Source organism: Paenibacillus sp. oral taxon 786 str. D14, from assembly GCF_000159955.1.
In the GTDB taxonomy this organism is placed as follows: Bacteria; Bacillota; Bacilli; order Paenibacillales; family Paenibacillaceae; genus Fontibacillus; species Fontibacillus phoenicis.
Map to the genome: position 1 here is coordinate 157,289 of NZ_GG695971.1, position 24,303 is coordinate 181,591.

Here is a 24,303-nt window from a genome sequence, read left to right on the forward strand (position 1 = left end):
TTTACGATGCAGTGGCAGGAGGTAAGAAAGCTGTTTCCCGATCAATTCGTCCTTCTTTCCGTTCTTGATTATCGCGAGGAAGAGGGAAAGAAGATTGTTACAGAAGTCGCCCCTGTAAGAACTGTTCCTGACCATGAGGCTAACAAGGCGTTCTTTAATGTGGAGCCAGGTCAGATTGTGTATCACACCTCAAACGAAGAATGTGTCATCCATATACGAAATAACCCGTTGGTTAGAATGAGGCATTAAGTATGGATATCCATTATGATGGCAACTTGCTTACGGTAGAGCTGACCGTACAATATCGTAGTCAATCTATGAAAATCTCGGACGTTATTGTTGACACAGGTTCTTCGCATACGGTATTCAGTCCGGATGTCCTGGAGAAAATTGGGGTTACTTATGAAAATGGTGATCCGGTTTACGAGGCGTATGGAATTGGTGGAACTGTCCCTTTTTACACGAAAATTCTTGACGAGATTATCATAGATTCTCTTAGATTGGAGCGAGTCGAAGTTGATGTAGGCATGCTGCCTAAGTCACATCAGGGATTGCTAGGCTTGGATATTTTACAAGCAAACGGTTTTGTCGTTGATTTGGACAAGCTTGAACTCAGATTACCTGAGTCAATCAGTTAAGTTATTAATTATTGGCTGAAGCATGGCATAATCCAATAATTAATATGAGGCGGTTCCCAATCAAAGGGGACTGCCTCTTTTTGTGTAAATGGATTGTGGTTCGAAATCAAAAACAGAATTGTAGAGTACAAATACTGGAGCCCTCTATTTACAAACCAACGGTCGGTATTTATAATGAAGATACATCAAATTTGAAGAATTTTCCGGAGGGTTCGAGTTGAAACAGGAGGAGCGCAGACAACGGACGTTAAGACGGCTGATTGATGCAACGAAAGAGTTGATTCAGGAGAAGGGATGCCATTCGATTACAACGCAGGACATCATGGGCAGATCTGGCCTGTCTAAAGGCGCGATTTTCCATTATGTCAACAGCAAGGACGACATCTTTGTGCTGATCCTGCAAGAAGGGCTTGAAGAAACGAACCGACGCTTCATGCATGAGATTGAGCAAGGTCGGCGGAACTTCGATGATCCGATGCAGAAGATTAAGGACAGCATTGTTGAATTCGAAAACCCGCAGAATGTGACCAACAAAGTGCTCGTGTATTTGTTTGGCAAGGAAGAGGACCCGACCGTTGCAGAGGCTCTGAAGCAGTATTATGAGCGGACCGTTTACTTATCTCAGATCTGGATTGAAACGGGTCAGCAGCACGGCGTTATTCCCGACACGGTCGAGGCGGGCAAAACCGCAGAGTTGTTCACGCTCATGACGCTGGGATTCCGAATTCGCGCCAGAATTCCGAACGTGCACGCGCTGGTTAATGCACAGGACTTAACTTCACTGATGACGAACATTTTGAACCCCGTCAGAAAACGGGAACAGAAAGGGTGATCGGTTATGGGAGTATGGTTAACCTTGCATGTATTAGGTGTCTTATTGTTGGTGGGAAATATCATCACGGCGGCATTTTGGAAAATCCGGGCAGACCGGACGGGGAATCCACAAATTATGCACTATGCGGCTAAGAACGTGATGATCGCAGATTATATTTTTACGATTCCTGGACTGGTCCTGATCGTCCTTTCCGGCGGCATGATGACGGGCGGCTTGGGCTACTCTTTGGCCGGGCTGAATTGGCTTACCGTGTCCCTCGGCTTGTTTGCCTTGAGCGGATTGATTTGGTTGTTTATCCTCATTCCCATGCAAAGCAAAATGATTCGACTCAGCGCCGATGGTATCGAGAAGGGCACCGTTTCAGCAGCCTACCATAAGGCTTCTCGGAATTGGACGGTTTACGGGACGATCGCGACGTTGCTTCCGCTTGGGATTCTGTATCTGATGATCTCCAAAGGTTTCTGAGGGCACGATTTTTGTGAAAATGATAAAAAGGAGGTCTGTGCGTGGAACCTCTCATCCCCCTTATCGTTGTCCCGCTGGTGGTTCTTGTCCTGGGAGCGGCGGGAGTGAAACGACTGCGTCCTTGGCCTGTCGCCCTTCGGGGCGGAGTTGCGGCGATGTTCGTGTTGACCGGCACCGTTCATTTTGTGGGGATGCGGGAGGAGTTGATCAGTATGGTGCCGCCTGCTTTGCCTTACCCTGGGTTTATTGTGACGCTCACCGGAGTGTTGGAATTGGCCGGGGCACTTGGTTTGTTGTGGCGTCCGACAGTCACTTGGGCGGCGGGAGGTCTCTCGCTTCTCCTCATCTGTATGTTTCCGGCAAATGTTTACTACGCCCTATCTGGCATGGCGACGGAAGCTCATCAAGCTTTGTTGCCTCGTACGTTGATGCAGATTGTTTTTTTGGCGGCGACATTGGCGATTATGATCTATTACTTACGACGTCGTAGTATGAGACGTATTTAGGCGGTAATTGACGAACTTTCCATTTTATAATAACTTGGTATTAGGAAGAATGTACCAAGGGCCAAAGCATGGCCACACCAAGAGACGACTAGAGGCGGGCCCCGAGTGAAGGGGAGAACCGCCTCTTTTTGCGTGGATGGAGTGGCTCAATCAAATGACAGAATGATAGGAGTACAAACATGAATGAAGAGCTGATCCAAATGCTGCTTGCTTTTCGGGAGGAGCGCAACTGGGCGCAATTTCATAATCCGAAAGATTTAGCGATCTCACTGAGTCTTGAGGCGTCCGAGTTGTTAGAGAATTTTCAGTGGAGAACGTCCGAAGATGCCGTATCGCAGAAGAAACAAGACATCGCCGACGAACTGGCCGATGTGCTGATCTACTCAGTGTACCTGGCCGATGCGCTGGGCCTCAATATCGAGGAAATCATTCGGGACAAGATGCGGCGGAATGGAGAGAAGTATCCGGTGGACAAGTCTTTTGGGAAAATGAATAAATATAACGAGCTATAGGAGTGTGAATAGTATAAATAATAAAGATTTTGAACTAAATTACAAATTAAGTAAATATCCTTAAGTTAATTGAATTGTTAAAAAGGCATCCCAATAAGGATGCCCAGGAATTTTTACTTTATCGGCCTCTCGGCAAAAATCAACCTAGCTTTTCTTAACTGTTCAGAACCATCTTTTGACCAAAATGAGATCATATTAAGCCCACGTCGCTTCCTATCACCAGTATATTGGCTTAAATCTAGCATGTATGCAATATAAAGTCTCCCTGCTCTGTCTCGAACAGTAACTCTAGGATTAATACGATGAATGAGTCGCAAGTCAACTAACTCTTCAATATCTTTTGCTCCATCTTGATTCCAATCTCGTTCAACTAAAAAGCAATTTGACCCTGTATTAAAACAAAATTCTCTTACACTCTCAAACAGTCTTTCAAGGCGTTCTCTTTCATCATTAGTATCCCTTTTTAACTCTTCTCTTTTAGAGGAGTCATGTTCACCAGCGGCACGATTGACATCTTCTGCCCCAATTTTTGGTCCTCTAAATCCTCCACCCCTTTCACGTGCTACTTCAACGGACCTACGGAAGATAGTTAGGAAGTCACGTGCAACTCCCCCACTTGCCAAAACCAATCTATCCATGGCGGTGTCGGCCATAATGTTTCTAGGACTTGGAGCTCCAGCCTCTTCAGCAATTTCATGTAGAATATTGGATAAGAACGTTTTTGCAATCGAGAACTTTTCCAAAGTGATGTCTAAATCTATCTCGTCGGCATCATCACCTAGTTTTAGACCCTTTGGGGGGTCACTATGTAGATACCAATCTGTTCGGTGTCTTATTGTTCCTGCTTTAAGCCAGACTTGATTTCCTTTTGTAGCTCTATGAAAATAATCTAATACATTAGCTTGATCGGATCTTCTAATATGATATAAGTCATCCAGCATTAGAAATGCATCAGTTCCTGCCAACTCTGATATTTCTCTAAATAAACGCCGGAAATCAAGCATATGCCTATGTAAGTAATTTACTTTTGAGCGACGAGATGCTTCAGTTACTTCTACACTACTATCGCTTTTGATTTTATCGGAAACCTTAAGATTTGACTGTAATCCTTTAAAGCCAACTCCTGCTTCCCCAGAGTCCTCGGTTTCAATAGCATCACTAGAAGACCATTTATAGTTCATATCTGCGTCATCTTCGGAATGCAGAATATCGTTAAGATTATTGATCTGTTGAGATAATTCAGCAATTAGTTGCTGGCTCTTTTGCTTGTTTAATGGCGACCTTTCGGGTTGAGCACCAAAAACCTTTCTCCACCAAGCGATCTTTTTAGTTGAGTTTAGTCCCACTTCTTCTATCCATTCTTTAAATTTCCCGCTGGTTCGATGAACCGAGTTGAACTCATCACAGTGGCCCTAGTCGCTTCTTCAACAGCTTGTACTAATGCATCGATATCAGGGTTATTTAATAAGTCTTCCACTTTTTTTGCTGCCATAATCTCACCCTTAGTTAAAATATTTTTTATTATACCTCTACTTCCATGTTTATACAATTAAGTGGCAGATTCTGAAAAAATAGAGGGCAAGAGATTTCTATTCAATCTACGTTATAAATAACTAGTAACTATCCCTATGAGAAGGTTTATTTAAACGCCCTCAAAACTTCCCGATTCACCCGCTGTAATATTTCAATCTGCTCCTCAGCCAATCCCTCAGTACTCGCAATGAACTGGTCGATAGCTTCCCACCGAACAGAATCCCTTTCACTCTGCTCAACACCCGAATAAGCAAGTTCATTCAGAGAAATCTTTAGTGCAGAGAGGACCTTCTCCAGGGTATTGATTGAGAAGTTTCGTTCTCCCCGTTCACTAGCTCCGATGTATCTATAGTCCAAACCGGACAAATCCGCCAAGTTTTGTTGAGTGAGGCCTTTTGCATTTCGTATGGCGCGGATTCGATTTCCTAGAAAAATGCGCAAAACTGCCACAACATCACCTCAGAGCGGAAGCTTTTTAAGAAAGTTTCTAACTCTTCATCCCCATCCCCCAAATCACATCTCGCGTGATCTTCGTAATCAACGCAATCTCCTCTGCACTTCTGCTGCTAACCAATTTCATATGCTCATCAAGTAACTGCTGTTTATCGAGTACCACTTCGGTACGAAATAGGTCTCCAGCTGGGACATCCAAGGCAACAGCAATTTTCTCCAACGTCTCCAACGAGATATTGCGATCCCCTCGTTCTACTCCGCCTATGTAACTGTAGTGAAGCGATGCGGCTTCAGCCAGTTGTTCTTGAGTCCAGTTCTTTTGTTTTCTATATTCACGAATTCGTTTTCCAACGATTTCTGGTAGATTCATAGATTACCACCTCTTCTTTTAAGGGTAGGTAAGGTGGTTAGGCAAATACAGATAAGTATACTAGAAATAGATATTTTAAAATAGTATATATAAGTACTGTTTTTATTGACTGTGTCTAAAAAAGGCTATACAATCAGGATGAAAAGGATGATTTGGACGCGGGGGAGGTATTCCCATGAAACCTGCAACCACGGTTAGACAAGAGTTAGAGAGCTATTTAATTTGGTCTGGGCTGACGCGTCAGCAGTTTTCCGAGATGACCGGGATTAATCAAGGAACGATCAGTGCGATATTGAGCGGGTATCGGCAAATTTCTATACATAATTTGGATCTCATCACGGAGGGGATGGGGTTGGAGGAAGGGGCCCTTTACGAGATTTACTTAGAAGAATGTCTGCGTGGTATGCCGTTGCATTGGAGGCGGCTGGGCCCGTTTATTCGGCGGTGCGCGGAGTTGAACAAGCTGGGGTGCCTGAAGCGACTGGTGCAGGCGGTGGCGGATCGATTATCTTATATGCCAGTGTTGTTTGAGATGGCGGAGCAGTTTTTTCGAGAGGGAAAAAGAAAGGCAGCTGCTCTGCTGTACCAGTGTGTTGCTGAATGCGAGAAGTACCAGCATTCCGAGCGATTGGCGTTAAGCCGGTATCGCTTGTTTACGATTCATCTCGGAGAAGATCAAGAGGAGAATTTGCGCGCCGCCGTTTTGTTCGAAGACTATGTGGACCGACTGGACGAAGGGGTTCAGCTAGATGCATTGAAGGATTTGGCGGATGTGTACGCTTCTTTGCATCGGTGGGATCGGGTTGAATCCCTGGCAGAGAAGCTGGAGCAGAAAGCGACGATTCAATACCGCCATCGGGTAAATCGAAAACGGAAGGAGGCGATGGATAAGGGGGCGTCTCGGACGGAGCTTTTTTATCTGTTGTATGCGTATTTGTTGAGAGCGAATGTGTGTGATGCCAGACAAGAATATGCTCGGGCTTTGGAGTATGTGACTTTATACAGCGGTGGCGCTCTACATGGAATTGACGTGAAAGACGAGGAAGAGCAACGGGTTGTGGAACAGTTTCAGGAATGGGGCCGGGCCAATGCCTATGTGTACCGCTTAATGTCAGGCGATATACAGGTACTGGCGGATTATACGGAATGGGTCGCATCGCATGTGCAGGAGGTTGTTCCAGCGATGTACCGGATTTTGCAGGCGGCTAACCAGTTTGAGTTGAACGTGGATCATCTGCTCGAGCGGTTCGGGGCACATCTGACATACAAAGAACGGTCATGCCGTTTTGGTCATTACAATACACAGATTGTGGCGGATCAGTACGTCCGGTATTTGTGGGAATTGGCTCAATACGAATTTCGCACGCGGCGGGTTGAGATGGGGGTTCGGCAGCTTTTTGAAGGAATGGAGCTTGCTTTGAGGTTCAACCATGAATCGATGTTGATTCGATATGCTCGGTTGTTTGAGCAGTTCCGACATGAGGCATCCAGGGAGGTTCAAGAGAAGTACAAATATCTATTCTGTGAGGTGGAAAAGAGCTATGAGATTAAGAGTATTATCGTGGATCGTGCTTAGTGGCTGGATTGGCGTTGTGGCGGCGGGGAACGTTCCGATCGTACAGACCTTGATTCACGGGCTGGGTGGTTGAAGGATAGAAATGTGACTGATCATAAAGGTAAATTTATACATTTATGGTATGATAGAAGCCGATCCTATCTTTGAGGAGATAAGATCGGTTTTTCTATATTACTCTAACTCACGGGAAGTGAATTCATTGAAAAGAACGATGAACATGACAGATTACGAGGTATGAGCTCTTTTCGAACCCTTATGGAAACGCAAGCTCGGCCAGCGAAGATTATGAACCGGGTGCGGTTTTGCGAGGCTTTCGGCTGGTATGCACTTGGGGAGACAAAACCCAGGAAGTTGCCTTTGTGATTCGAACAGATGTGAATGCAAACATCGGAAACGCCGATTAATTACCCCCTCACCGGCACCTCTATCGTCACCTCGCCCCCGCCCGTCACCGGGGAGTTAGCGATATGCAGTTCACCTCCATGTAATTGGGCAACAAACTGGGTGATATAGAGGCCCATGCCGTAATGTCCGTCGCTTCGGCGGGACGGGTCGCCCATGTAGAACTGTTCGGTGGCGTACTTGAGCGCTTCAGGCGAGAAGCCCGGGCCTTCGTCAGTCACGCGGAATTGAATCCGATCGCCTGCAGCCTCCACCGATAGCGTGATTGTACTCTTCGCCGGGGTGTGATCCATGGCGTTGGCGATGACGTTCATGAGGGCGCGCTCCAACAAGACAGGATCGGCATAGAGCTCGTCTGGCAGTTCGCCAACGAAGTGGACTGCGACGGAAAGCTCTTTAACTGCGGCGAGAGCCTGCATCTGCGCTTCGAGCGTATGGATGAACTCCTTCAGATCGAGGTTTACGGGCTGATAGGAAGCCGCAGTTTCCGTATTCGTGATTTCGATCAAGGTCTTGATATAAGCTTCCATCTGACGGGCGCTTTGGGCGATATACTCGGTGTATTCCCGTTGCTCGTCCGACTGTTCCGTTTCAGAGAGGAGCTCGACATTGCCGCGAACGATGGTGAGTGGGGTTTTGACGTCATGGGCGAGCGCTGAGATTTGAGCCCGGCGGCGGCGCTCTAGGTTCCATTGCTGCTCCAGCGAGCTCTTCAGGGCATCCCGCATCTGATCCATGGACCTAAGCACTTGGTCAATTTCAGCGATCCCGCTGTATTGGATGGAGAAGTCCAGCTCCTGCTCCTGAATGCGCTGGGTTGCTTCCTGCAGTCCGCTCATTTTGCGGGCTAGCTTTCGACCAAACGAAGAGGCCAACAGAACGGCTTGAAGCAGAAAGAGGACACAGAACAGGGCGAAAAAGGCCAGTTCCGCACTGGGCAGCACGCGGCGCAGGGCCGTTTGGTTAAACTGGGCGGCGAGAGAATACCGGAAGATATAAACCTCTTGGCCATACGTGACTTTCACATAATGATAAGGAAAAGTGTAACCTGCCGCTTGATCGCCCTCCAGACGCTTCCACGCCGCCTCTCCCTGCTTGGCGGATAAGCTGTGCTCCAAGAGCTTCCCATCTACTGTGTACTTCGCAAATTGGTACAACGCAGAGGGGGCGTCCAACTGCAGCTCCTGTCCCGCCATGAGGCGAGACTTAGCCTCCTGCACTTGCTTCTCGGCATAATCTGCTGGGAGAACGGCTCCAGTGAACAGCAGCCCCACAAAGATCAAGGATAGCAACAGGGCAAGCCCAATCGTTCCCAGACAAAAAGCGGCTAAATATTTTAGAAACAGCGTACGCAGCTTGGTTTCTTTCGGTCCTGACGTGACGCGGGCTACTTCCATCGGTATCCTATCCCCCACACGGTTTCAATCGGATTGACGTTCATTTGGTTTAATTTTGCGCGGATATTTTTGACATGCTCCACGATGGTGGAAGCTTCACTTTCTCCGTCGAATCCAAACACGGATTCATAAATTTGGTCTTTCGAGAACACCTGCCCCCGATTTAACGCCAAAAACTCGCAGATCGCATATTCGCTTTTGGTCAACGGGATGAAGGTATCCTGCACCCGCATCTCCTTGCCCGACAGGTTAAAATGAACTTCGCCGATGCAGAGCACGCTGCGCCGTTCCCGGCTTTCCCGGCGGAGGTGGGCGGCAATTCGCGCCCGTAACTCGCCTGCCCCAAACGGCTTGACGATATAATCGTCCGCCCCGATGCTCAGGCCTTCCACCAGATCATTCTCCATGGATTTGGCGGTCAGGAACAGGATTGGGCAGTCGACCTTGCTGCGAATTTGCCGGCAGAGGGTGAACCCGTCCAGCTCTGGCATCATCACGTCCAGCAAGATCAGGTCATAGCTTCCCAATTGCAGCGCCAACACTTCAGAAGGAGAGGAGAGAGCTGTGACGAGATGTCCTTCTTTTTGCAAAATATTCCGAATTAAGGTCAGCACGGCCGGATCATCATCTACCGCAAGAATATGGGCCATCTTCAATCCCTTCTTTTTGATGAGATCTGAGTTTACTCCAGCGACTTCGTACCTTCCCATCGCCGGAACCACACTCCTAATAATACCATGATCGCCAAGGTCCCCGTGACGCAGGCAAGGATTCCGGGTCCAAGCAAAGATTCCGCCGGGATCGGGAGGGAGACAGCATTCGCGCCACCGTACTGCATCCAAAGGCTGACGAACCGGGCAGCCCAGGCGCAAGGGATGTAGATCCAGTTGTAATCCCCGAGGCCGGTCAGCAGGAGGGCAGACACGAGGCTCTCCAGAATTCCGAGACCGATCGATGCGCCTTTGCCAAATCGCAGACTCACGTAGAGGTGCAAGGCATAGAGAAACAGACTGCTTCCAAACAGGAGGCAAGCAGCTTCTAAATAGAACCCGAGCCCATAGGGCGATTGAGACAAAAGATAAAGGAAGCCCACTCCGAACCCCACCGAAGCCAGAACCGTACTGCCAAATCCCAGCAGAAGAAGCACGGTCAGCTTACCAGCCAGGGCGATGAGGCGGTTCGGCAGGGTGAGAAGCTGTTGATAATTTCCGGCAGCAGCTTCCTGGTCCGCAGCGATGGCACAGACGATACCTATAATCGTTGGAAAAGAAACCGCAAGCACCTGCAAATAAGCGCTCACTTTAGAAGCCGGCGTAAACGGAGTATAGGCGTAATAACCTAAGAAAATCACAATCCCGGCCAGCGGGACGAGCAAGTGCACCCACAGGGTCGGTTGTCTTTGGAGCTTGATAAGTTCAGATCGGAGACAACGGAAGTAGCAGCTCATCTTACTTGGCCTCCCGATGGCGAAATAAACGCATCGTCAGGATGCACAGCAGGAAGAACAGGCCAAGCGTGATCAGCACCCCTGGCAAAATAACGCTCTTGTCCCACAAGGCATCGCCTTCGGGAACCGGCAATCCGTTAGGAAGCACGCCGATCGCGGCGCACATCAGCCGAGACGGAATCGCATAAGGCACAGCCCACCAGTAAGCGGTCGTAGCAAACAGAATATTGCAGGCGATGTTTCCCAGCACATTAAGAATCATCGTAGCAAACATTCCGACACGGTCGGTTAAGAACAGACAGAGCGGAATCTGCCATAGGAAGGTCAGAAAGAGCAACAAGCTGGCCAAGGCGTGATCCGCCAAAGTCAATCCAGCAGGGAAGACCAGACCGCTGAGCGCAACTCCGAGCATTAAAATGACCGAAGAAGCAAGAAGCAGCCCAGCGATAACCCCGATTTTACCGAGCCAAACCTTCGACAGAGACACCGGCAATCCGAAGATCGCCCGGTATTTCAGCTTTTTGCTATCCTTTTGGATAACACCCGTACACATCAAAGTGAGCGCTCCGGGAAGCAAAAGGGTATACCACCAGTTGTAGCTGGCGATTTGAAAGAACGGCCCAGCCATCAATCCTGTGCATAGCAACAAGGTTAGCAGAGGAGCCAACCAGGTTAGTTTTCTCGTAAAAGTTCGTTTGGTTTTAAGAAATTCCGCACGGAGGTATGCTTGCATCTTATTCGTCTCCTTTCTGGTGCTCACGAGCAATTTGCATGAACAGGGACTCTAGATGTTCTCCCGGAGTAACTGCCTCTTGATAAGCCAGCACGCCTCCGGCAATAATGCCGATGTGATCCGCGATTTGCTCCACTTCGGACAGGACGTGGCTGGACAAGACGACCGTAATCCCCATCTTTGGAAAAGAGCGAATCAGCTCGCGCAGCTCCTGAATGCCAAACGGGTCGAGACCGTTGGTCGGCTCGTCCAGAATCAGCAGTTTGGGGCGGTGGAGCAGGGCAATGGCGATTCCCAGTCGCTGCTTCATTCCCATGGAGAACTGGCCGGCGCGTTTTTTTTCGGTGTTCGTTAAACCCACCGTCTGCAACACTTCGTCGATTCGAGTATCCGGTAGACCAAGAAGTGTAGTCCGTACTTTGAGATTTTCGCGGGCGGTTAAGTTTTCGTAGAGCGGAGGCGACTCAATGAGAGCGCCAATTTGGGATAAATGTTCGCGTGACCAGGGGGCGCCTAAAAATTCAATCTCGCCGGAAGTCGGCCGCAGCATGCCGGTCAGCATTTTAAGAAGGGTGGATTTTCCGGCCCCGTTGGGACCAAGCAGCCCGTAAACGGAGTTCTCCTGAATGGAGAGGGAAACGTTGTTTACCGCCTGCTGGCCTCTAAAGGTTTTGCTTAGGTTCCGAGTCTGCAGAATAAGGTTGTTGTTCATGTGTACTCATCCTTTTCATCCATTCTGGAACCTATGGTAAGGGGGAATTATAAGAATTTGATAAGGATTGCGGAGCTAATTCGAAAAAAAAGAAGCTTGATTTACTTCAACGTAAAATCAAGCTTCATCTGAATATCCGTGCCGCGTTTGAAGTACAAGGTGTACTCTCCGGGTTCCCACTGCAGATTGTTCAGCCGCATTTCAAAGGCCGCTAAGTTCGCTGTCTCTCTCATTTTCTCAACCTGAAGGATTTCACTGTCTCCGCGTTTGGTGACATATAGCTGAGCCTGCCGCAAGCTTTCCTTCTTGTCCGGATAGATGGCCATGGCGATGAGCCCGGTGTTGTTCTTAAAGTGATCCGAAGGATCGTTGATTCTGGGGAATTCTTGGTTTTGGACAAACCCGAGCTGGAGATCATATTTCGTGTTTTTGACCATCGTGGGGTACAGTTTGAGGAAGAGTACGATCATGGCGAGAATCCCTAGGGGAATCAAGAGCAGCATAGTTCTTCGTTTCATATTGGTTAGTGCTCCTTCGTCTCCGTTTTTTCACTCTGTTCCTTTGGATCATTTGGAGTCTTCGAAGAGGGGAGCTTCGCGTAAATAAAAGTCAGCAACCCAAAAATGCACCCTAACAATATCGTGACTCCGTAATTTTCGCTGGTTCCAAGCATTAATCCCGTAAGAATACCGAAGAGAATACACAGAAAAACATCAACGCTCTTATCTCTCCTCAAATTTCCCGCCTCACAATTCGTGCGTAACTTGATACTCCACCCATTTATCCATCTACGCCCTCCCAAATATTAACAACCAAATCTAGTATAAGGCATAGGAAAATGGATACCAAGTCATTTCTTCACAGATGTTCTGTTCCCTCTCTCTCAACTACTCTCCTGTAATAGCACCTGCTCGTGAAACAGCGCTTTGATTTCCTCGGTTTGTCCTTTTCGCGCCAGAACGTACAAGGTATCACCGGCTTGCAGGCGGGTGTGGCCCCTTGGGGTGATCATTTTCTGGTCGCGGATAATCGCGTTGACCAGCGAATCTTGCGGCATTTTAAGCTGCCTGAGCTCTTGTCCGTCTGCGGCGGAATGTTCGCTCACTTGGATTTCTACAATTTCGTGATTGGTTTTCCCCATGGATACAAGCTCTAGCGCATGAGGAACAATGGTTTTTTTGCCTTCGGACAGGCCCAGAAGATTCGCTAAAGGGGAAATTGTCGCTCCTTGGATCAAAGCGGAGGTTAACACAACGAAGAAGACGACATTGAAAAAGAGGTGCCCATCTTCAATGCCGGCAATGAGTGGATAGGTGGCCAGCACGATCGGCACTGCGCCGCGTAGTCCGGCCCAAGAGATCAGAATCTTCTCCTTCACGTTAAATTGCATAAACATCGTACTGAGGAAGACACCGATCGGCCGGGCGACAAACATCAATAAGATGGATAACGCCATGCCTTGCCAGATGATATGAATGAGATCAGAGGGGAAGACCAGAAGTCCTAGCAGAATAAACATGAGGATTTGCATCATCCAAGCAAAGCCTTCGTTAAACCGGAAGATGGAGTGGCGGTAGGTGAGATCTGAATTGCCAACCCACATCGCCATGACATAGACGGCAAGGAGTCCGCTCCCTTTGAGCAGAGACGTGGAACTGTAGGTGAAAATCGCAAAAGCCATTGCTAACACGGGATACAGCCCAGAGGAGTCGAGGTTGATTTTGTTGATGCACCAAACCGCGATTTTTCCTAAGAGCAAGCCCATCGCTAGCCCCAATCCCATCTGCCAGAAAAAACTCAAAATCATCGTGAACATACTGGCGTTCGGTGATTGGATCAGTTGGATGACCGAGACGGTTAAAAAGACGGCCATAGGGTCGTTCGACCCGGATTCGACTTCAAGGGTGGAGGTGAGCCTTTGCTTGATATTTTTCTCACCTAGTACCGCAAATACAGCCGCGGCGTCCGTCGAACCGACGATCGAGCCAAACAACATGCCTTCCAGCCAACTGACATCCAGGATGTATTTCGCGCAGGCCCCGATGACAAGCGTGGTCAAAACAACACCGAGGGTCGCCAGTGACAAGGAAGGAGCCAACACTCCACGGACGTTCTGCCATTTGGTCTGCAGCCCGCCTTCAAACAAGATGACAATCAGTGCCATGATGCCAAAAAGCTGGGTGATCACGGCGTTGTCATAGTAAATAAATTTACTTAGGATCATGCCGACGACAATAAAGAAAACGAGGGAAGGCAAGCCGAGCCGCGAGGAAAACTTGGTGGTAAACACTCCGATGAACAACAGCAGGGAGAAGAGAAGAATCGTATTGTCGATGGTAAAGGGCAAACGATCACCTTCCTTTATCTGCTTGATAACTATATTTTAACTTTTCGTTGAGGTGCTCGACAATTCATTTATATGCCTCGTACCGATTTTTTCGACCTTTCGTGTTTATTTAATCCATACCTAGATTCATGATATAGTGAATGTTTTCGCAAATAAGTCCGCTTTTTGGCCGCCTCCTGTCCTTTGCATGTCCGTTTATTGACCGATGGAAGCTGTTGAAAGGGCCTAAAATGATAGTGTCGATCACAAAATATTAACCTTGCAGGGCTGCGATGGATTTATCGTGGCTCTTTTTATTGCAATTATAGGCAATGCGATGAAAAGAGCACGGTTCGGCGAAGGGAGGTAATGGTGTTGAGTTGGGATATATAGGTACATTATCCCTATTTATCAATTATATAGGAGATCCGATAAGAAATAAGGGAGAATAAACCCTTAATATGGAATTGGAGGGAATTTGTATGAGGGTAAACAAGGCAATATTATCTTGTTTTGCCGCCCTGTTGTTTTTAGGAAGTTTGGGGCCGGTGTCGCTAAGGGCAGAAGGAGAATCCAGGTGGAATTCCCTTGAGGAGGCAAAGCCACCTCTTGAACACAATTCTAGCCCATCCGTGACTACGGACGTATATACCGTAACGAATAGCGTCTATCTGCTCGCAGTTGAGAAGACGGAATTAGTCATCTATCCGGGGGAGAGCGTCCGATTTACAAACGATACATCCAGCTCAATCTCGATTACAACGGACGCCAAGTCCAGCAATGATATTCGCTACGATTATGTTTCTTACAACAGTGAAGGAAAGGTAACCTATGACGATCTCGCCCATACTGGCAGTGCAAGCGTGCTATCTAAAGGGGGAACCACGGTAATTACTGTGGATTATCCTTATCCTCTGACTGTCAGTTTTAATTCGGAACTATCATATGCTTACTCCCCGGTTCCTGCCCTGTTAAAAAGAACGCTGCACCGAGGAGAGAGCTACTTCATTTCCAATCAAGCTTATGCAGGTCGATCCATTATGAGTGATGCGACTTCGGCAAACGGGAAACGTTACGATTACGCGGTTTATAGAGAAGATGGTTCTTTAGAAAAGTCGAGTTTTGATACGTATACCAAACCATCCTTCAGCGTTGGCGATTCGATCATTCTAACTGGAGCATCGGATGAGCCTGTAACGGTTGGTGTTCCATATGAAGGCTTTATTGGTTATGAAACGGATGAACCAGCCTATGACAGCGTGTTATTGTATCCGGGAGAGAGCTACATGTTTACAAACGTAGGCACGAAATCGGATCGAATTGAACATTCTGGAACCACCAAAGACAAATTTGACTATGTAGTTTATGACGCGAATGGTACGGAAACCTCACGGGGGACGAATACCTCCACCATGCCTTTGGTTGCCGTGGGAAGGTATGTGACGCTAACCCTTCTCACCAATAATCCGGTTCGGGTTGGGGCCCCGTACAGATCCTTTATGGGCGGGAATCGCCAGGATGACGCGATAAGCCGGGTAACGTTATCCCCCGGTGTTTCTTACAAGTTCACCAATAACGGCACCCTTCGTAATCCTGTGAATAACAATGCCAGACAGGTGGATGGTCTGTACGATTATACCGTTTATGAGGCGGATGGCAGCTACTCCTCCCAAGGCTTTGACTCGATCAGCACACCGCAGCTGCCTCCCGGCGGGTTTGCGATTATTACCGTGCAAGGGTCGGTCCCTGTGACTTTTGATTATACGGACGATTTTTCTGCTGAAGCCAGTGCGGAGCCATCCCATTTCCGGGTAACTCTCTCGCAAGGAGAGAGCTACGAATTTACGAATATTTCTTCTAAACTTCGTACATTGCGTTCCAATGCGACCTCCAGCAACCGATTTGATTGGGTAGAGTACTATCCAGACGGAACGCAGCAAGGGAAAAGGGAAAATACGTATACAGACCCTCAGGTATCTAGCGGGAACTCGATTGTTGTTACGGCAGTTTCGGCTCCGGTAACCTTCGGTGCGAATTATCGCCTGTTCTCGTGGAAGGACAAGCCCGGGGAGGCGATCTCCAAACAGATCGTTCGGTTAGGCGAGTCTTATACGTTTAGTAACTCAGGCTCAAAGTCGATTGTTATCAACAGTGATGCGCGGGATGTTGGAGGCATATATGACGCCGCCGTTTACCGCACTGACGGCAGCGTCTATAACGTATCGTTTGAAGAGACAGGGAATGTGACGATTCCCGCCGGGGGGTATGCGATTATTACAGGCCAATCTGCGAGCCCGGTGACGATCTCTTATACGGATACGATCACAGTAGTTTCTTCGGCGAATCCTGCATTACTTCGGGCTACGGTTGCTCCGGGCAATGCTTATACCTATAAAAATATTAGCAATGAAACAGAATTCTTGTACAGTAACGCCACCATGAATACGAATGAGTTTGCCTATGTCATCCGGCGTCCGGATGGGACAGTGCACAGTGAAGCGACGAGCAGGTATATGTCTGTGCAAGTTCCAGCAGGCTACTCCATTGCGGTAACCCCGTTGACGTCTCCGATTACATTCGGAGCGGTATACACCTCGTTCACAGGTGAATCGGGCGAGGATCCGACGATTAAACGAGTGACTTTATACCAAAACGAAAGCTATCTATTTACCAACCTGCAAGCTTCCTCTCAGACTTTGATGAGCGATGCGAAGGCAAGTCTTGGAGCGTGGTATGACTATGCAATTTACCGGGCGGACGGTACACCGGAAACGGCTAAATTTGATCAGGACGGTAATCTCTCCATTCCAGCGAACAGCCAGGTCGTGGTTACGGTAACATCGGATCGTTCTGTGACCTTCACCTACGGACAAGCTTTTCAAGCAAGTCCAAGCGCTGAACCGGCACTACTGAAACGCGTACTGGAACCGGAACAACGGATCGGTTTCAAAAACATCGGCAGCTTTGAGGCGAAGCTGACGACCAACGCCAACACTTCGGCTAACCGGTACTTTGACTTCACGATTCTGGATGCAAACGGAAACATCGTCCGGCAAGGGAATAAAACCGCGACCTCGTACGGTGTTCCCGCAGGTGGGACGATCCAAGTGAAGACGACTTCGGCTAACGCGGTTCTCTTCACGGCTCCTTACCGCAACTTCGAATTTGTGGACGGACAGGAGTACGTGTTTGAGGATTTGTTGCACCGTCAGGTTTTGTACGTGTACAAAGAAGCCGGACAGAGTGGCTATTACCGATTTACGGCTCCTGAAACAGGACGTTACCGTTTTGCAACCAAAGAGTTGCAAAATTTTGCGATTCAACCGATCCTTACGTTGTACGATCAACCGGATTTGCGTACGGCGCTTGCCTCAAGCAGTGAGGAGGAGCAGGAGTTCGGACTCGATTACACCGTTCTGGAGTTTGATCTTCAGGCCGGCAAGACGTACTACTTGAGACTTGAGGAGAAGAACGCTCTTCCACTTGAACTGCAATTGATGGCGTCGATCATGACAGTGATTCCGGAAGCGAAATTTAATTATCGTCCGGATGGACGGCTCACAGAGATTGTGTTTCCAACTGGAGACAAGTTGATTTACGACTATGACCCGAATGGGAATCTGAAATATCGAACGAAAAAAGTATTTCCGTTCCAGTAAAGTGAGGGCAATTGAACCAAATATAAAACTCACGGGGTGATCAAGGATGTTTAAGAAAGTCATGGGCCTAGTGCTATGTATATCACTGATTAGCACGGGTTTATTGGAGGCCGTGTCTTTTGGCGCTACTGCGGATCGCGGAGGAACGGAGAATACAACAGCCGGTTCCTCGGCTTCCGCTGATTTCCTGACTGTATCCGGGATCATGCGTCAATTTGACGTTCATGAAGACTGGATGGACGAGCAGCTGTCCAAAGGATACACACTTTATCAGATTTATAAGGCATTACTTGGCGGAAAGGACGGTTATAAAACGGCCATTTCTCAGTTCAAGCCAGCGTGGGAGATCGAACAAGCTATGGATTCGGCCCTGACGTCCGGGTGGGCGAAAGAACCTTCGGCGCAGGTGGCCAGCCTTCCAGCAGTATCCGCCGCTGCCGCCGATTACGATCAATCGGCTATCGAGCAGCTGTCGCTGCTAGATGAATCTTCGATGTATGAAATGGGTTACGCCGAGGATTCAGTTGACGCTGCTACTGGCGACGTGAAGCTTCGCGCCACGGATTTGACCCTGCCCGGGGCACTTCCTTTCGGACTAACGCGTATATATGACAGCGCTCGGGCCAGCGAGGAAATCGGCGTTGCATTGGAGAACGGAGTGGTTGTGAACCGGACGGCCGTCCGTCGGGAAGAGCGGGATTCTGCGCTGGGCCGGGGCTGGAGATGGGCACTTCCCTTCATCGAAGAACGGGAAGGAACGCGGATTTTGGATTTTCCGGGAATTGGGCGTTATTCAATATCGGATGATCTGAAGCTGCAAGGGTATCCATGGAAAGACCTGTTGCTGACCGCGGATGCAACTAAGACGGTTGGAGGTCTAACCAGCGACACGAAGGTTTCGGTGCTGAACGGGAATCAGTATTATTTCAGCGCTTCAGGCCATCTCATTCTGATTGCCGACAACTATGGAAATCAGGTTGAATTCCACTATACCGCGCAAAATAACGCAAAGGTTCTGTCCCGAATCAAGAACAGTGACGGGAATGAATTGACTTTCGCATATGCAGCGGGACGGGTTACCGTAACCCAGACGGGTACAGATCGGAAAATGGAGTACTACACGGCAGTCGATGACGGCCAACCTGTTTTGAAAGAGGTTAAAGATGCGCTGGGCCGGAGTACCAAATATTTCTATTCTTATCCGGAGTCTCGCTATAATTTCTTGGCGGCATTAAAGGATCAGGAGGGGCAGCAGCCGGTAAAGCATTCGGCCCTTTTGATGCGTGTGATCTATCCCGCTTCAGGAACAACCGAGTTTGATTACGTACCCGCCCGCAAGCAAATCGGTGAGTATGCAACAGATTTTGTTTTTAAAGCGAAGGAGCGCAAAAACGTCTACTCGACACCGCTAGGAGATGTTGTTCTCCGCCCTGTGGAGTTTAGTTATTCCGGTGAAGACTTGAACAGCTTTGGTCAGGCGGCAGCCTGGACAACAACTATTAAGGAAGCTCGCACCACAGATACTTTAAAGTTTCGGAAGGCTTTTCACGGTAGCGGTCAACCGGATCGGTTGTATCTTGATGAGCAGAGAAGCGAAGAAGCGACTACGGGATATAAGCGGCAATTTAGTTATGATGATACGACGGGCTGGAATGTGCCTGTGCAGGTCTCTGAAAACTATTCGCAAGGAGGCAGCGAATCGCAGCCTCTGACGGTAACCTACCGATACAATGAACAGGGGCAAGTGTTATCGGAAAACTGGAGTACGGGACAAGAGACGATTTACGAGTATGCCAGTTCCTCCGCTCCTTACTTCTGGTCTCTGCCGAATCAGGTTCAAGCCAAGATCAGGGATGGACAAAAGCGAATCAAGCGTTTCCAATACAATGACCAGGGAAGCGTGTCTCAATCCTCGGTAAGAGAAAATAGCGCTACCGGCAAGCTGCTGGCTCAAACCGATTGGGAATATGATAATTACGGCAATCCGTTAGTAAAGAAGGTTAAGGACGATAAGCGGACGAATACAGTTAATTTTTCTTATGCATCTCCTTACGGGAAGCAATTGCTCACCAAGCAATCGATGGTCATTCACGCGGTTGACGGAACATACACTGAAACGAAGCAGAATTTTACCTATACGGCCGCGGGTGATCTTCTTACGGCGGAAGATGAGGCAGGAGCCGTCACGACTTACACGTACGATGCGCTTGGACGAGTCATAAAGGTGCTGTACAGCGATCAGACCCAGACAACGGTTCAATATGACGATGACCATAATACCGTCACAACGACTGGACCAGAAGGCATCGTCACCTTGGAGAAGTACGACCCATTTGGCTTTTTGGTTAAAGAAGTGGTGGATGACACCATTTTTGAATACACCTATGATGAAGCAGGGAACTTGGACCAACAAATTGATGCCGAACAAAACATCACAAAATTCACTTATGACGGGTTCAATCGACTAACAAAGACGCTTTACGCTGACGGGTCGCAGGATGAAACCAGCTATGATATGGTGAATCGCACGGTAACCTACACGGACCCTGCAGGAGTTAAGCAGCGGCAGAAGCTGGATTTGCTGGGGAACACTCTAGCCGTGGAAGAATGGAAGAACGGTGCCTTTACCCCATTGCAACAAGCTACTTATGATCTGGAAGGTAATGCACTGTCCGTGACGGACGGCAAGGGGCAGCAAACCCTTTATGAGTATGACACATTAGGACGGCTTGTGGCCATAACCGACCCGGAGCAACGTGTTACGAAATATACGTATAGCTTGGCCGGCGATTTGATCAAGATCGAGTACCCAGACAACACTTACGTGGAAAAAGAGTATAACGAAGCGGGCAGCTTGATTCGTCAAATGAACGAAGAACATTTGGTGGAAGCTTATTTTTATGATTCAAGAGGGAATCTGATCAAATCGTTAGACCATTCAAGCCGGTTTACGGAGTATCAATATAACAGCGATAACTTACTTACAAAAATCCAGGCCCCGGATCAAACGATTCAGTACGCCTATGACGCGATGGGCCGACGTACAAGGATGACCGATGCCACGGGGAGTACGACATACAGCTACGATCCGATGGATGGCTCATTAACGTCCATTCGGTATCCGGATGGCACGCGTATCGACTATACCTACAACAAACAAATGCGTACGGGATATACGCTGACGGACGCCAATGGAAAAGCGGCAGGCGCAAGCTACACGTTAGATAAAATGAACCGGGTCAGCACATTGGGTGTAGTGCGAAATGCAGCGGGGACTAGGAAGTCCGCGTTGGCGGCTGCCCCAACGGCCTTGTCGGAAATCGACCAGATTACATTTGATTACAAGGCCAATGGATTGCTGGAACAAGGTGCGTCTGTTAACGGACCAAGTACGTCTTACAGCTATGAAGGTTATGACTTGACGGAGATGACGGTAACTGCTGGAGCTGCGGTCACTGCAAAGAAAGCGGCTGTAAACGCAAAAGAGAACTCCGCGACCGTAACCGAAGCGGCATATGGCTTGGCCAAGATGAGTGTAGCCACGGGGCATACGTTTAAGTATGAATATGACCTTAACAAGAACATCATCAGCCGTACACAAAACGGTGCTGTCGATACTTTTACGTACGATCCGCTGAATCGAATTCAGACAGAAAGCGGGTTAAAGAACAAAAGGTACGCTTATGATGAACGCGGTAACTTACTGAATGTGGAGGGCCGGGACCTTCGGGGCTTAACGAATGCGACTTTCACCTTCGATAGTCTGAACCGTTTAACGAAGGTAAAACTGGAAGATGGCAAAGAAGTGAGCTATGTCTATAACGGGGACGGCTTACTCTATGAGCGTGTAGAAGGGGATAACCGAACCCGGTATTATTATGATGAGGAAGCGAAGTTGATCGCCGAGGCCAACGTCAGCGGCGGCACACCAAGCGTGACCTATACCTACATCTATGATCTAAACGGTCGTCTATGGTCCCGCGTAGATCAGGCTACGGGCGAGGTGCAGTATTACCAACTCAACGGACATGGCGACGTCGTTGGCCTGACCGACAGCCAGGGCAACCAACTCAACACCTACACCTACGACATCTGGGGCAACCCGGAAACCGAAGAAGAGACGGTTCCGAACGTCTTCCGTTATTCGGGAGAGTATTGGGATAACACGACGGATCTGCAGTATCTTAGAGCTCGTTGGTATGATCCGAACGCGGGAAGATTCGTGTCCAAGGACCCGTACCAAGGCAGCATTGCTAACCCGCTAAGTTTGAACCGGTATTCGTATGTGGAGAATAATCCGTTGATTTATGTGGATCCGAGTGGGCAGTATATCATGCCTATGGGACCAACTCCTTCGTTAACTTGCGCTGCGGACATGAAAAATTGTAAGACGAACCTTGATGCGCAGATCAAGGGAGGACAACAAGCCTTTGATATTGTTTATCTGGATGATGCGAAAACTTTAATGAGCAAAGATGCAAGTGGTCTTGAAAAAGCTGGGACGCTTATTCAGATAATTCCCATTTTCAAGGCATATAAAGTTGTCAAAAAGACAGAAAAGGCAATAGACTCAGGTAAGGAAGTTATTAAATATACAAAAAAAGTAGAGAAAGCGTGTAACTGCTTTACAAGCGGAACGAAGGTTCTTACAGACGAAGGGGAGAAACCTATCGAGGAAATCGAGGTAGGGGACAAAGTTCTGGCCAAAGACGATGAAACTGGTGAGCTTGCTTACAAGGAAGTCGAGTGGCTCTTCCAACGTGATGTTGAGGAAACGTATAATATCACTGTTGGCGGAGAAGTCATCACGACTACTGACGAGCATCCGTTCTGGATTGTCGGCAAAGGTTGGGTGGAAGCACAGCATCTAACGGTGGGAGATGTTTTGACAACCTCAGATGGTAAAGAACTAGCAATTGAGAACATTGAGGTTAAGAAAGAGCATGCTACGGTTTACAACTTCAAGGTAAAGGACTTCCATACGTATTTTGTTTCTAACATAGGTATTTGGACACATAATGCTTGCAGTACGCCTAATACAACTAAGAAGTGGGATATTAAATCAAATGCACAAGCAGAATTAACCTATAATTTCCATGGGCAAAAAGTAAAAGCCTATCAAGACAGTAATGGGTACTGGTGGGCGAAAGATACCACTGGTCATGGCGGCTCTGCTTACAAGGTATTTGTAAAGAAAGGTAAAGAACTGCATTGGGTTGCGGACGCAGATGAGTACGGTAACTGGATTACTGATAAGCATAAGAGTCAGACCGGTATGATAATCAAACTGAATTAATGCATTTGGTGGAGGGAGGGGAATGTCCCCCCCTTCCGTCATACACATATCATGGGTGGTGTATAAATGGGTTATAATAAACAATTAGATGAGTTTTTATCGAGTACGTTTCCAGGGCTTCAATTAAAAAACCCCCTTTTTTACAGTTCGGAAATTGCAATTAGATTTGAACTAGGGGGAAATCTTAATGAGAGTAGTAGGATCGAAAGAGTAGTTCATAGGGCATTGTCTATATTTAACGAATTTAATCAGCCTACTGATGACGTATATCTAACGGTTTTTGTTGATAGTTGGGATGAAAATCCGGTTGCTTCTTTTGAGAAGGATGTTTATGAACTATTTCTCACGTATGCGTCTGGAGTCAGATATGAAAATATTGACAAGCTAGAGCAAGAGTTTCGCTACAAAGACCCGGATGACAATAACGACGACGATACTATTACGTTACGATATTGCACAAAGGTGAAAGTGAAAGATTTGAAGTTAGAAGAATTACTAGGTGCAATTGCAAATCGAGAAATTGGTTACGAGCCGCGCGTTATTGGAGATATCTTTGTGGTCAATGAAACGAAGAGATCCATATTTTATGTTTACGATGACAGAGGAATGGATGTTGTAGCAGATAATACAAAGACGTTAAGAGCAGTTTATGAAAAATATAATAACTGGATATTAGATTATGACCGCAGTCGAATAGATAAAATATTTTCTTGATAAGTCCTTGGAGGATATTCCCTCAAAGGCATTTTTGTACCCCAGCCAGTGCCGGATGAAGGGGTCAGTTGCGTAAATGCTTAGTGTTATTGTTAATGAATCAACTATAGAGATGAGTAATTCTGGAATAATTACAGGACAAATCTATTTTCAAATTGAGGATATATATTTTCCTGAGTTATATTGGGACGACTTTGTTGTAAAGACGCTTGAAAAAGCTGACGCAGGTGCCATAGCTGAGTTTAACTTTATGGATAAAAATCGTGAAAAGTGGCGTTGAGTTTTTTGTGAAGAAAAAAGTTGGTGAAGAAGTAATTTTTAAAATAGAAACAGAGTTTAAACTTCTCCAAAAATCCATAGCTCGAGCTACTAAACAAGTAATTGGGGTAATTGATACTGAGCAATGGTTAACTGAAGATATTGAAAATCTAAAGAGATTTGTTTTGAGATTTAATTTTGAGCCGACCGTAAGGGGATTTCCCCGAAAGTTGCTTTTTTGAAAGCCAACGGTCGTCATCTATAGAATTCTACTTATCACAATAATTACAGCAATAACTCCAACTAAAATCAGCAAATTAGTGATTTGTCTTAACAACCCGGGCACTCCAGTGGAGTGGAGTTTATGTTCATTCGTATCAAAATGCGCCTTGGCGCCGTGCGGATCGGCTAGATGAGAGAAGGGTTTTCCATGATCGTTATTATCCATGAAGTGTACCTCCTTTCTTAATT

General features: G+C 47.5%; 24 protein-coding genes. 12 read left to right on the forward strand and 12 right to left on the reverse strand.

The features are described from left to right. The 6 genes from POTG_RS24605 to POTG_RS03745 all read left to right on the forward strand — a co-directional run. Positions 1-249: hypothetical protein (locus POTG_RS24605; protein ID WP_232282217.1), on the forward strand; the 249-nt coding region annotated here is incomplete at its 5' end. Between the two features lie 2 nt (positions 250-251). Continuing rightward, positions 252-638, forward strand: a complete 387-nt coding sequence (locus POTG_RS03725) for a retropepsin-like aspartic protease (protein WP_009223468.1) — start codon at positions 252-254, stop codon at positions 636-638. A gap of 217 nt (positions 639-855) precedes the next feature. Beyond that, positions 856-1,470: a TetR/AcrR family transcriptional regulator gene (locus tag POTG_RS03730; protein WP_009223469.1), complete on the forward strand. Its 615-nt coding sequence runs from the start codon at positions 856-858 to the stop codon at positions 1,468-1,470. 6 nt (positions 1,471-1,476) lie between these two features. Further along, on the forward strand, positions 1,477-1,938 hold the full coding sequence (locus tag POTG_RS03735) for a DUF2269 family protein (RefSeq protein ID WP_009223470.1): 462 nt from the start codon (positions 1,477-1,479) through the stop codon (positions 1,936-1,938). A 41-nt stretch (positions 1,939-1,979) separates the two neighbouring features. Then, positions 1,980-2,444: a DoxX family protein gene (locus POTG_RS03740; protein ID WP_036644103.1), complete on the forward strand. Its 465-nt coding sequence runs from the start codon at positions 1,980-1,982 to the stop codon at positions 2,442-2,444. Between the two features lie 179 nt (positions 2,445-2,623). After that, complete coding sequence (locus POTG_RS03745; RefSeq protein WP_009223472.1) at positions 2,624-2,956, forward strand: nucleotide pyrophosphohydrolase; 333 nt, start codon at positions 2,624-2,626, stop codon at positions 2,954-2,956. Between the two features lie 113 nt (positions 2,957-3,069). Here POTG_RS03745 and POTG_RS03750 read toward each other — a convergent pair whose 3' ends face one another. The 4 genes from POTG_RS03750 to POTG_RS03760 all read right to left on the reverse strand — a co-directional run bounded on the left by POTG_RS03750 (position 3,070) and on the right by POTG_RS03760 (position 5,312). Further along, complete coding sequence (locus POTG_RS03750) at positions 3,070-4,302, reverse strand: hypothetical protein (RefSeq protein ID WP_009223473.1); 1,233 nt, start codon at positions 4,300-4,302, stop codon at positions 3,070-3,072. Positions 4,303-4,307: 5 nt separating this feature from the next. Continuing rightward, positions 4,308-4,448 carry a hypothetical protein gene (locus POTG_RS23575; RefSeq protein ID WP_157273302.1) on the reverse strand — a complete coding sequence of 47 codons (141 nt, stop codon included), beginning with the start codon at positions 4,446-4,448 and terminating at the stop codon, positions 4,308-4,310. Positions 4,449-4,594: 146 nt separating this feature from the next. Beyond that, the gene (locus POTG_RS03755; RefSeq protein WP_036644105.1) at positions 4,595-4,939 is read right to left on the reverse strand and encodes a helix-turn-helix domain-containing protein; all 345 of its coding nucleotides are present in this window, start codon (positions 4,937-4,939) and stop codon (positions 4,595-4,597) included. 37 nt (positions 4,940-4,976) lie between these two features. Continuing rightward, positions 4,977-5,312, reverse strand: a complete 336-nt coding sequence (locus POTG_RS03760) for a helix-turn-helix domain-containing protein (protein ID WP_009223475.1) — start codon at positions 5,310-5,312, stop codon at positions 4,977-4,979. Positions 5,313-5,487: 175 nt separating this feature from the next. Between POTG_RS03760 and POTG_RS03765 the strand changes: the two genes are divergently transcribed. Continuing rightward, positions 5,488-6,888: a helix-turn-helix domain-containing protein gene (locus tag POTG_RS03765; protein WP_009223476.1), complete on the forward strand. Its 1,401-nt coding sequence runs from the start codon at positions 5,488-5,490 to the stop codon at positions 6,886-6,888. Positions 6,889-7,292: 404 nt separating this feature from the next. On the opposite strand, the gene POTG_RS03770 is transcribed toward POTG_RS03765, so the two are convergent. The 7 genes from POTG_RS03770 to POTG_RS03805 form a co-directional block, all read right to left on the reverse strand. Further along, positions 7,293-8,687, reverse strand: a complete 1,395-nt coding sequence (locus POTG_RS03770; RefSeq protein WP_009223477.1) for a HAMP domain-containing sensor histidine kinase — start codon at positions 8,685-8,687, stop codon at positions 7,293-7,295. Next, positions 8,678-9,337 carry a response regulator transcription factor gene (locus tag POTG_RS03775; protein ID WP_036644107.1) on the reverse strand — a complete coding sequence of 220 codons (660 nt, stop codon included), beginning with the start codon at positions 9,335-9,337 and terminating at the stop codon, positions 8,678-8,680. The genes POTG_RS03770 and POTG_RS03775 overlap by 10 nt, the downstream gene beginning before the upstream one ends. 32 nt (positions 9,338-9,369) lie before the next feature. Next, on the reverse strand, positions 9,370-10,134 hold the full coding sequence (locus POTG_RS03780) for a lantibiotic immunity ABC transporter MutG family permease subunit (protein ID WP_009223479.1): 765 nt from the start codon (positions 10,132-10,134) through the stop codon (positions 9,370-9,372). A 1-nt stretch (position 10,135) separates the two neighbouring features. Then, complete coding sequence (locus tag POTG_RS03785; protein WP_009223480.1) at positions 10,136-10,867, reverse strand: lantibiotic immunity ABC transporter MutE/EpiE family permease subunit; 732 nt, start codon at positions 10,865-10,867, stop codon at positions 10,136-10,138. Between the two features lies 1 nt (position 10,868). Further along, the gene (locus POTG_RS03790; protein WP_009223481.1) at positions 10,869-11,579 is read right to left on the reverse strand and encodes a lantibiotic protection ABC transporter ATP-binding protein; all 711 of its coding nucleotides are present in this window, start codon (positions 11,577-11,579) and stop codon (positions 10,869-10,871) included. 101 nt (positions 11,580-11,680) lie between these two features. Further along, on the reverse strand, positions 11,681-12,097 hold the full coding sequence (locus POTG_RS03795; RefSeq protein WP_009223482.1) for a hypothetical protein: 417 nt from the start codon (positions 12,095-12,097) through the stop codon (positions 11,681-11,683). Between the two features lie 365 nt (positions 12,098-12,462). Continuing rightward, positions 12,463-13,926, reverse strand: coding sequence for a potassium/proton antiporter (locus POTG_RS03805; protein ID WP_009223483.1), 1,464 nt, complete (start codon positions 13,924-13,926; stop codon positions 12,463-12,465). 461 nt (positions 13,927-14,387) lie between these two features. Here POTG_RS03805 and POTG_RS03810 point away from each other — a divergent pair, with 461 nt between their 5' ends. From POTG_RS03810 to POTG_RS03830, 5 genes are all read left to right on the forward strand, one after another. After that, on the forward strand, positions 14,388-17,564 hold the full coding sequence (locus POTG_RS03810) for a hypothetical protein (RefSeq protein WP_157273303.1): 3,177 nt from the start codon (positions 14,388-14,390) through the stop codon (positions 17,562-17,564). 46 nt (positions 17,565-17,610) lie between these two features. Beyond that, on the forward strand, positions 17,611-22,860 hold the full coding sequence (locus POTG_RS03815) for a polymorphic toxin-type HINT domain-containing protein (protein WP_157273304.1): 5,250 nt from the start codon (positions 17,611-17,613) through the stop codon (positions 22,858-22,860). Between the two features lie 66 nt (positions 22,861-22,926). Then, positions 22,927-23,574, forward strand: coding sequence for a DUF3885 domain-containing protein (locus tag POTG_RS03820; protein WP_009223486.1), 648 nt, complete (start codon positions 22,927-22,929; stop codon positions 23,572-23,574). Between the two features lie 76 nt (positions 23,575-23,650). Then, complete coding sequence (locus POTG_RS03825; RefSeq protein ID WP_036644113.1) at positions 23,651-23,854, forward strand: hypothetical protein; 204 nt, start codon at positions 23,651-23,653, stop codon at positions 23,852-23,854. Next, positions 23,838-24,074, forward strand: a complete 237-nt coding sequence (locus POTG_RS03830; RefSeq protein ID WP_036644116.1) for a hypothetical protein — start codon at positions 23,838-23,840, stop codon at positions 24,072-24,074. The genes POTG_RS03825 and POTG_RS03830 overlap by 17 nt, the downstream gene beginning before the upstream one ends. A 17-nt stretch (positions 24,075-24,091) precedes the next feature. On the opposite strand, the gene POTG_RS03835 is transcribed toward POTG_RS03830, so the two are convergent. Then, a complete protein-coding gene (locus tag POTG_RS03835; protein WP_036644118.1) occupies positions 24,092-24,280 on the reverse strand; it encodes a hypothetical protein in 189 nt (62 codons plus the stop codon). Positions 24,281-24,303 lie beyond the last annotated feature (23 nt).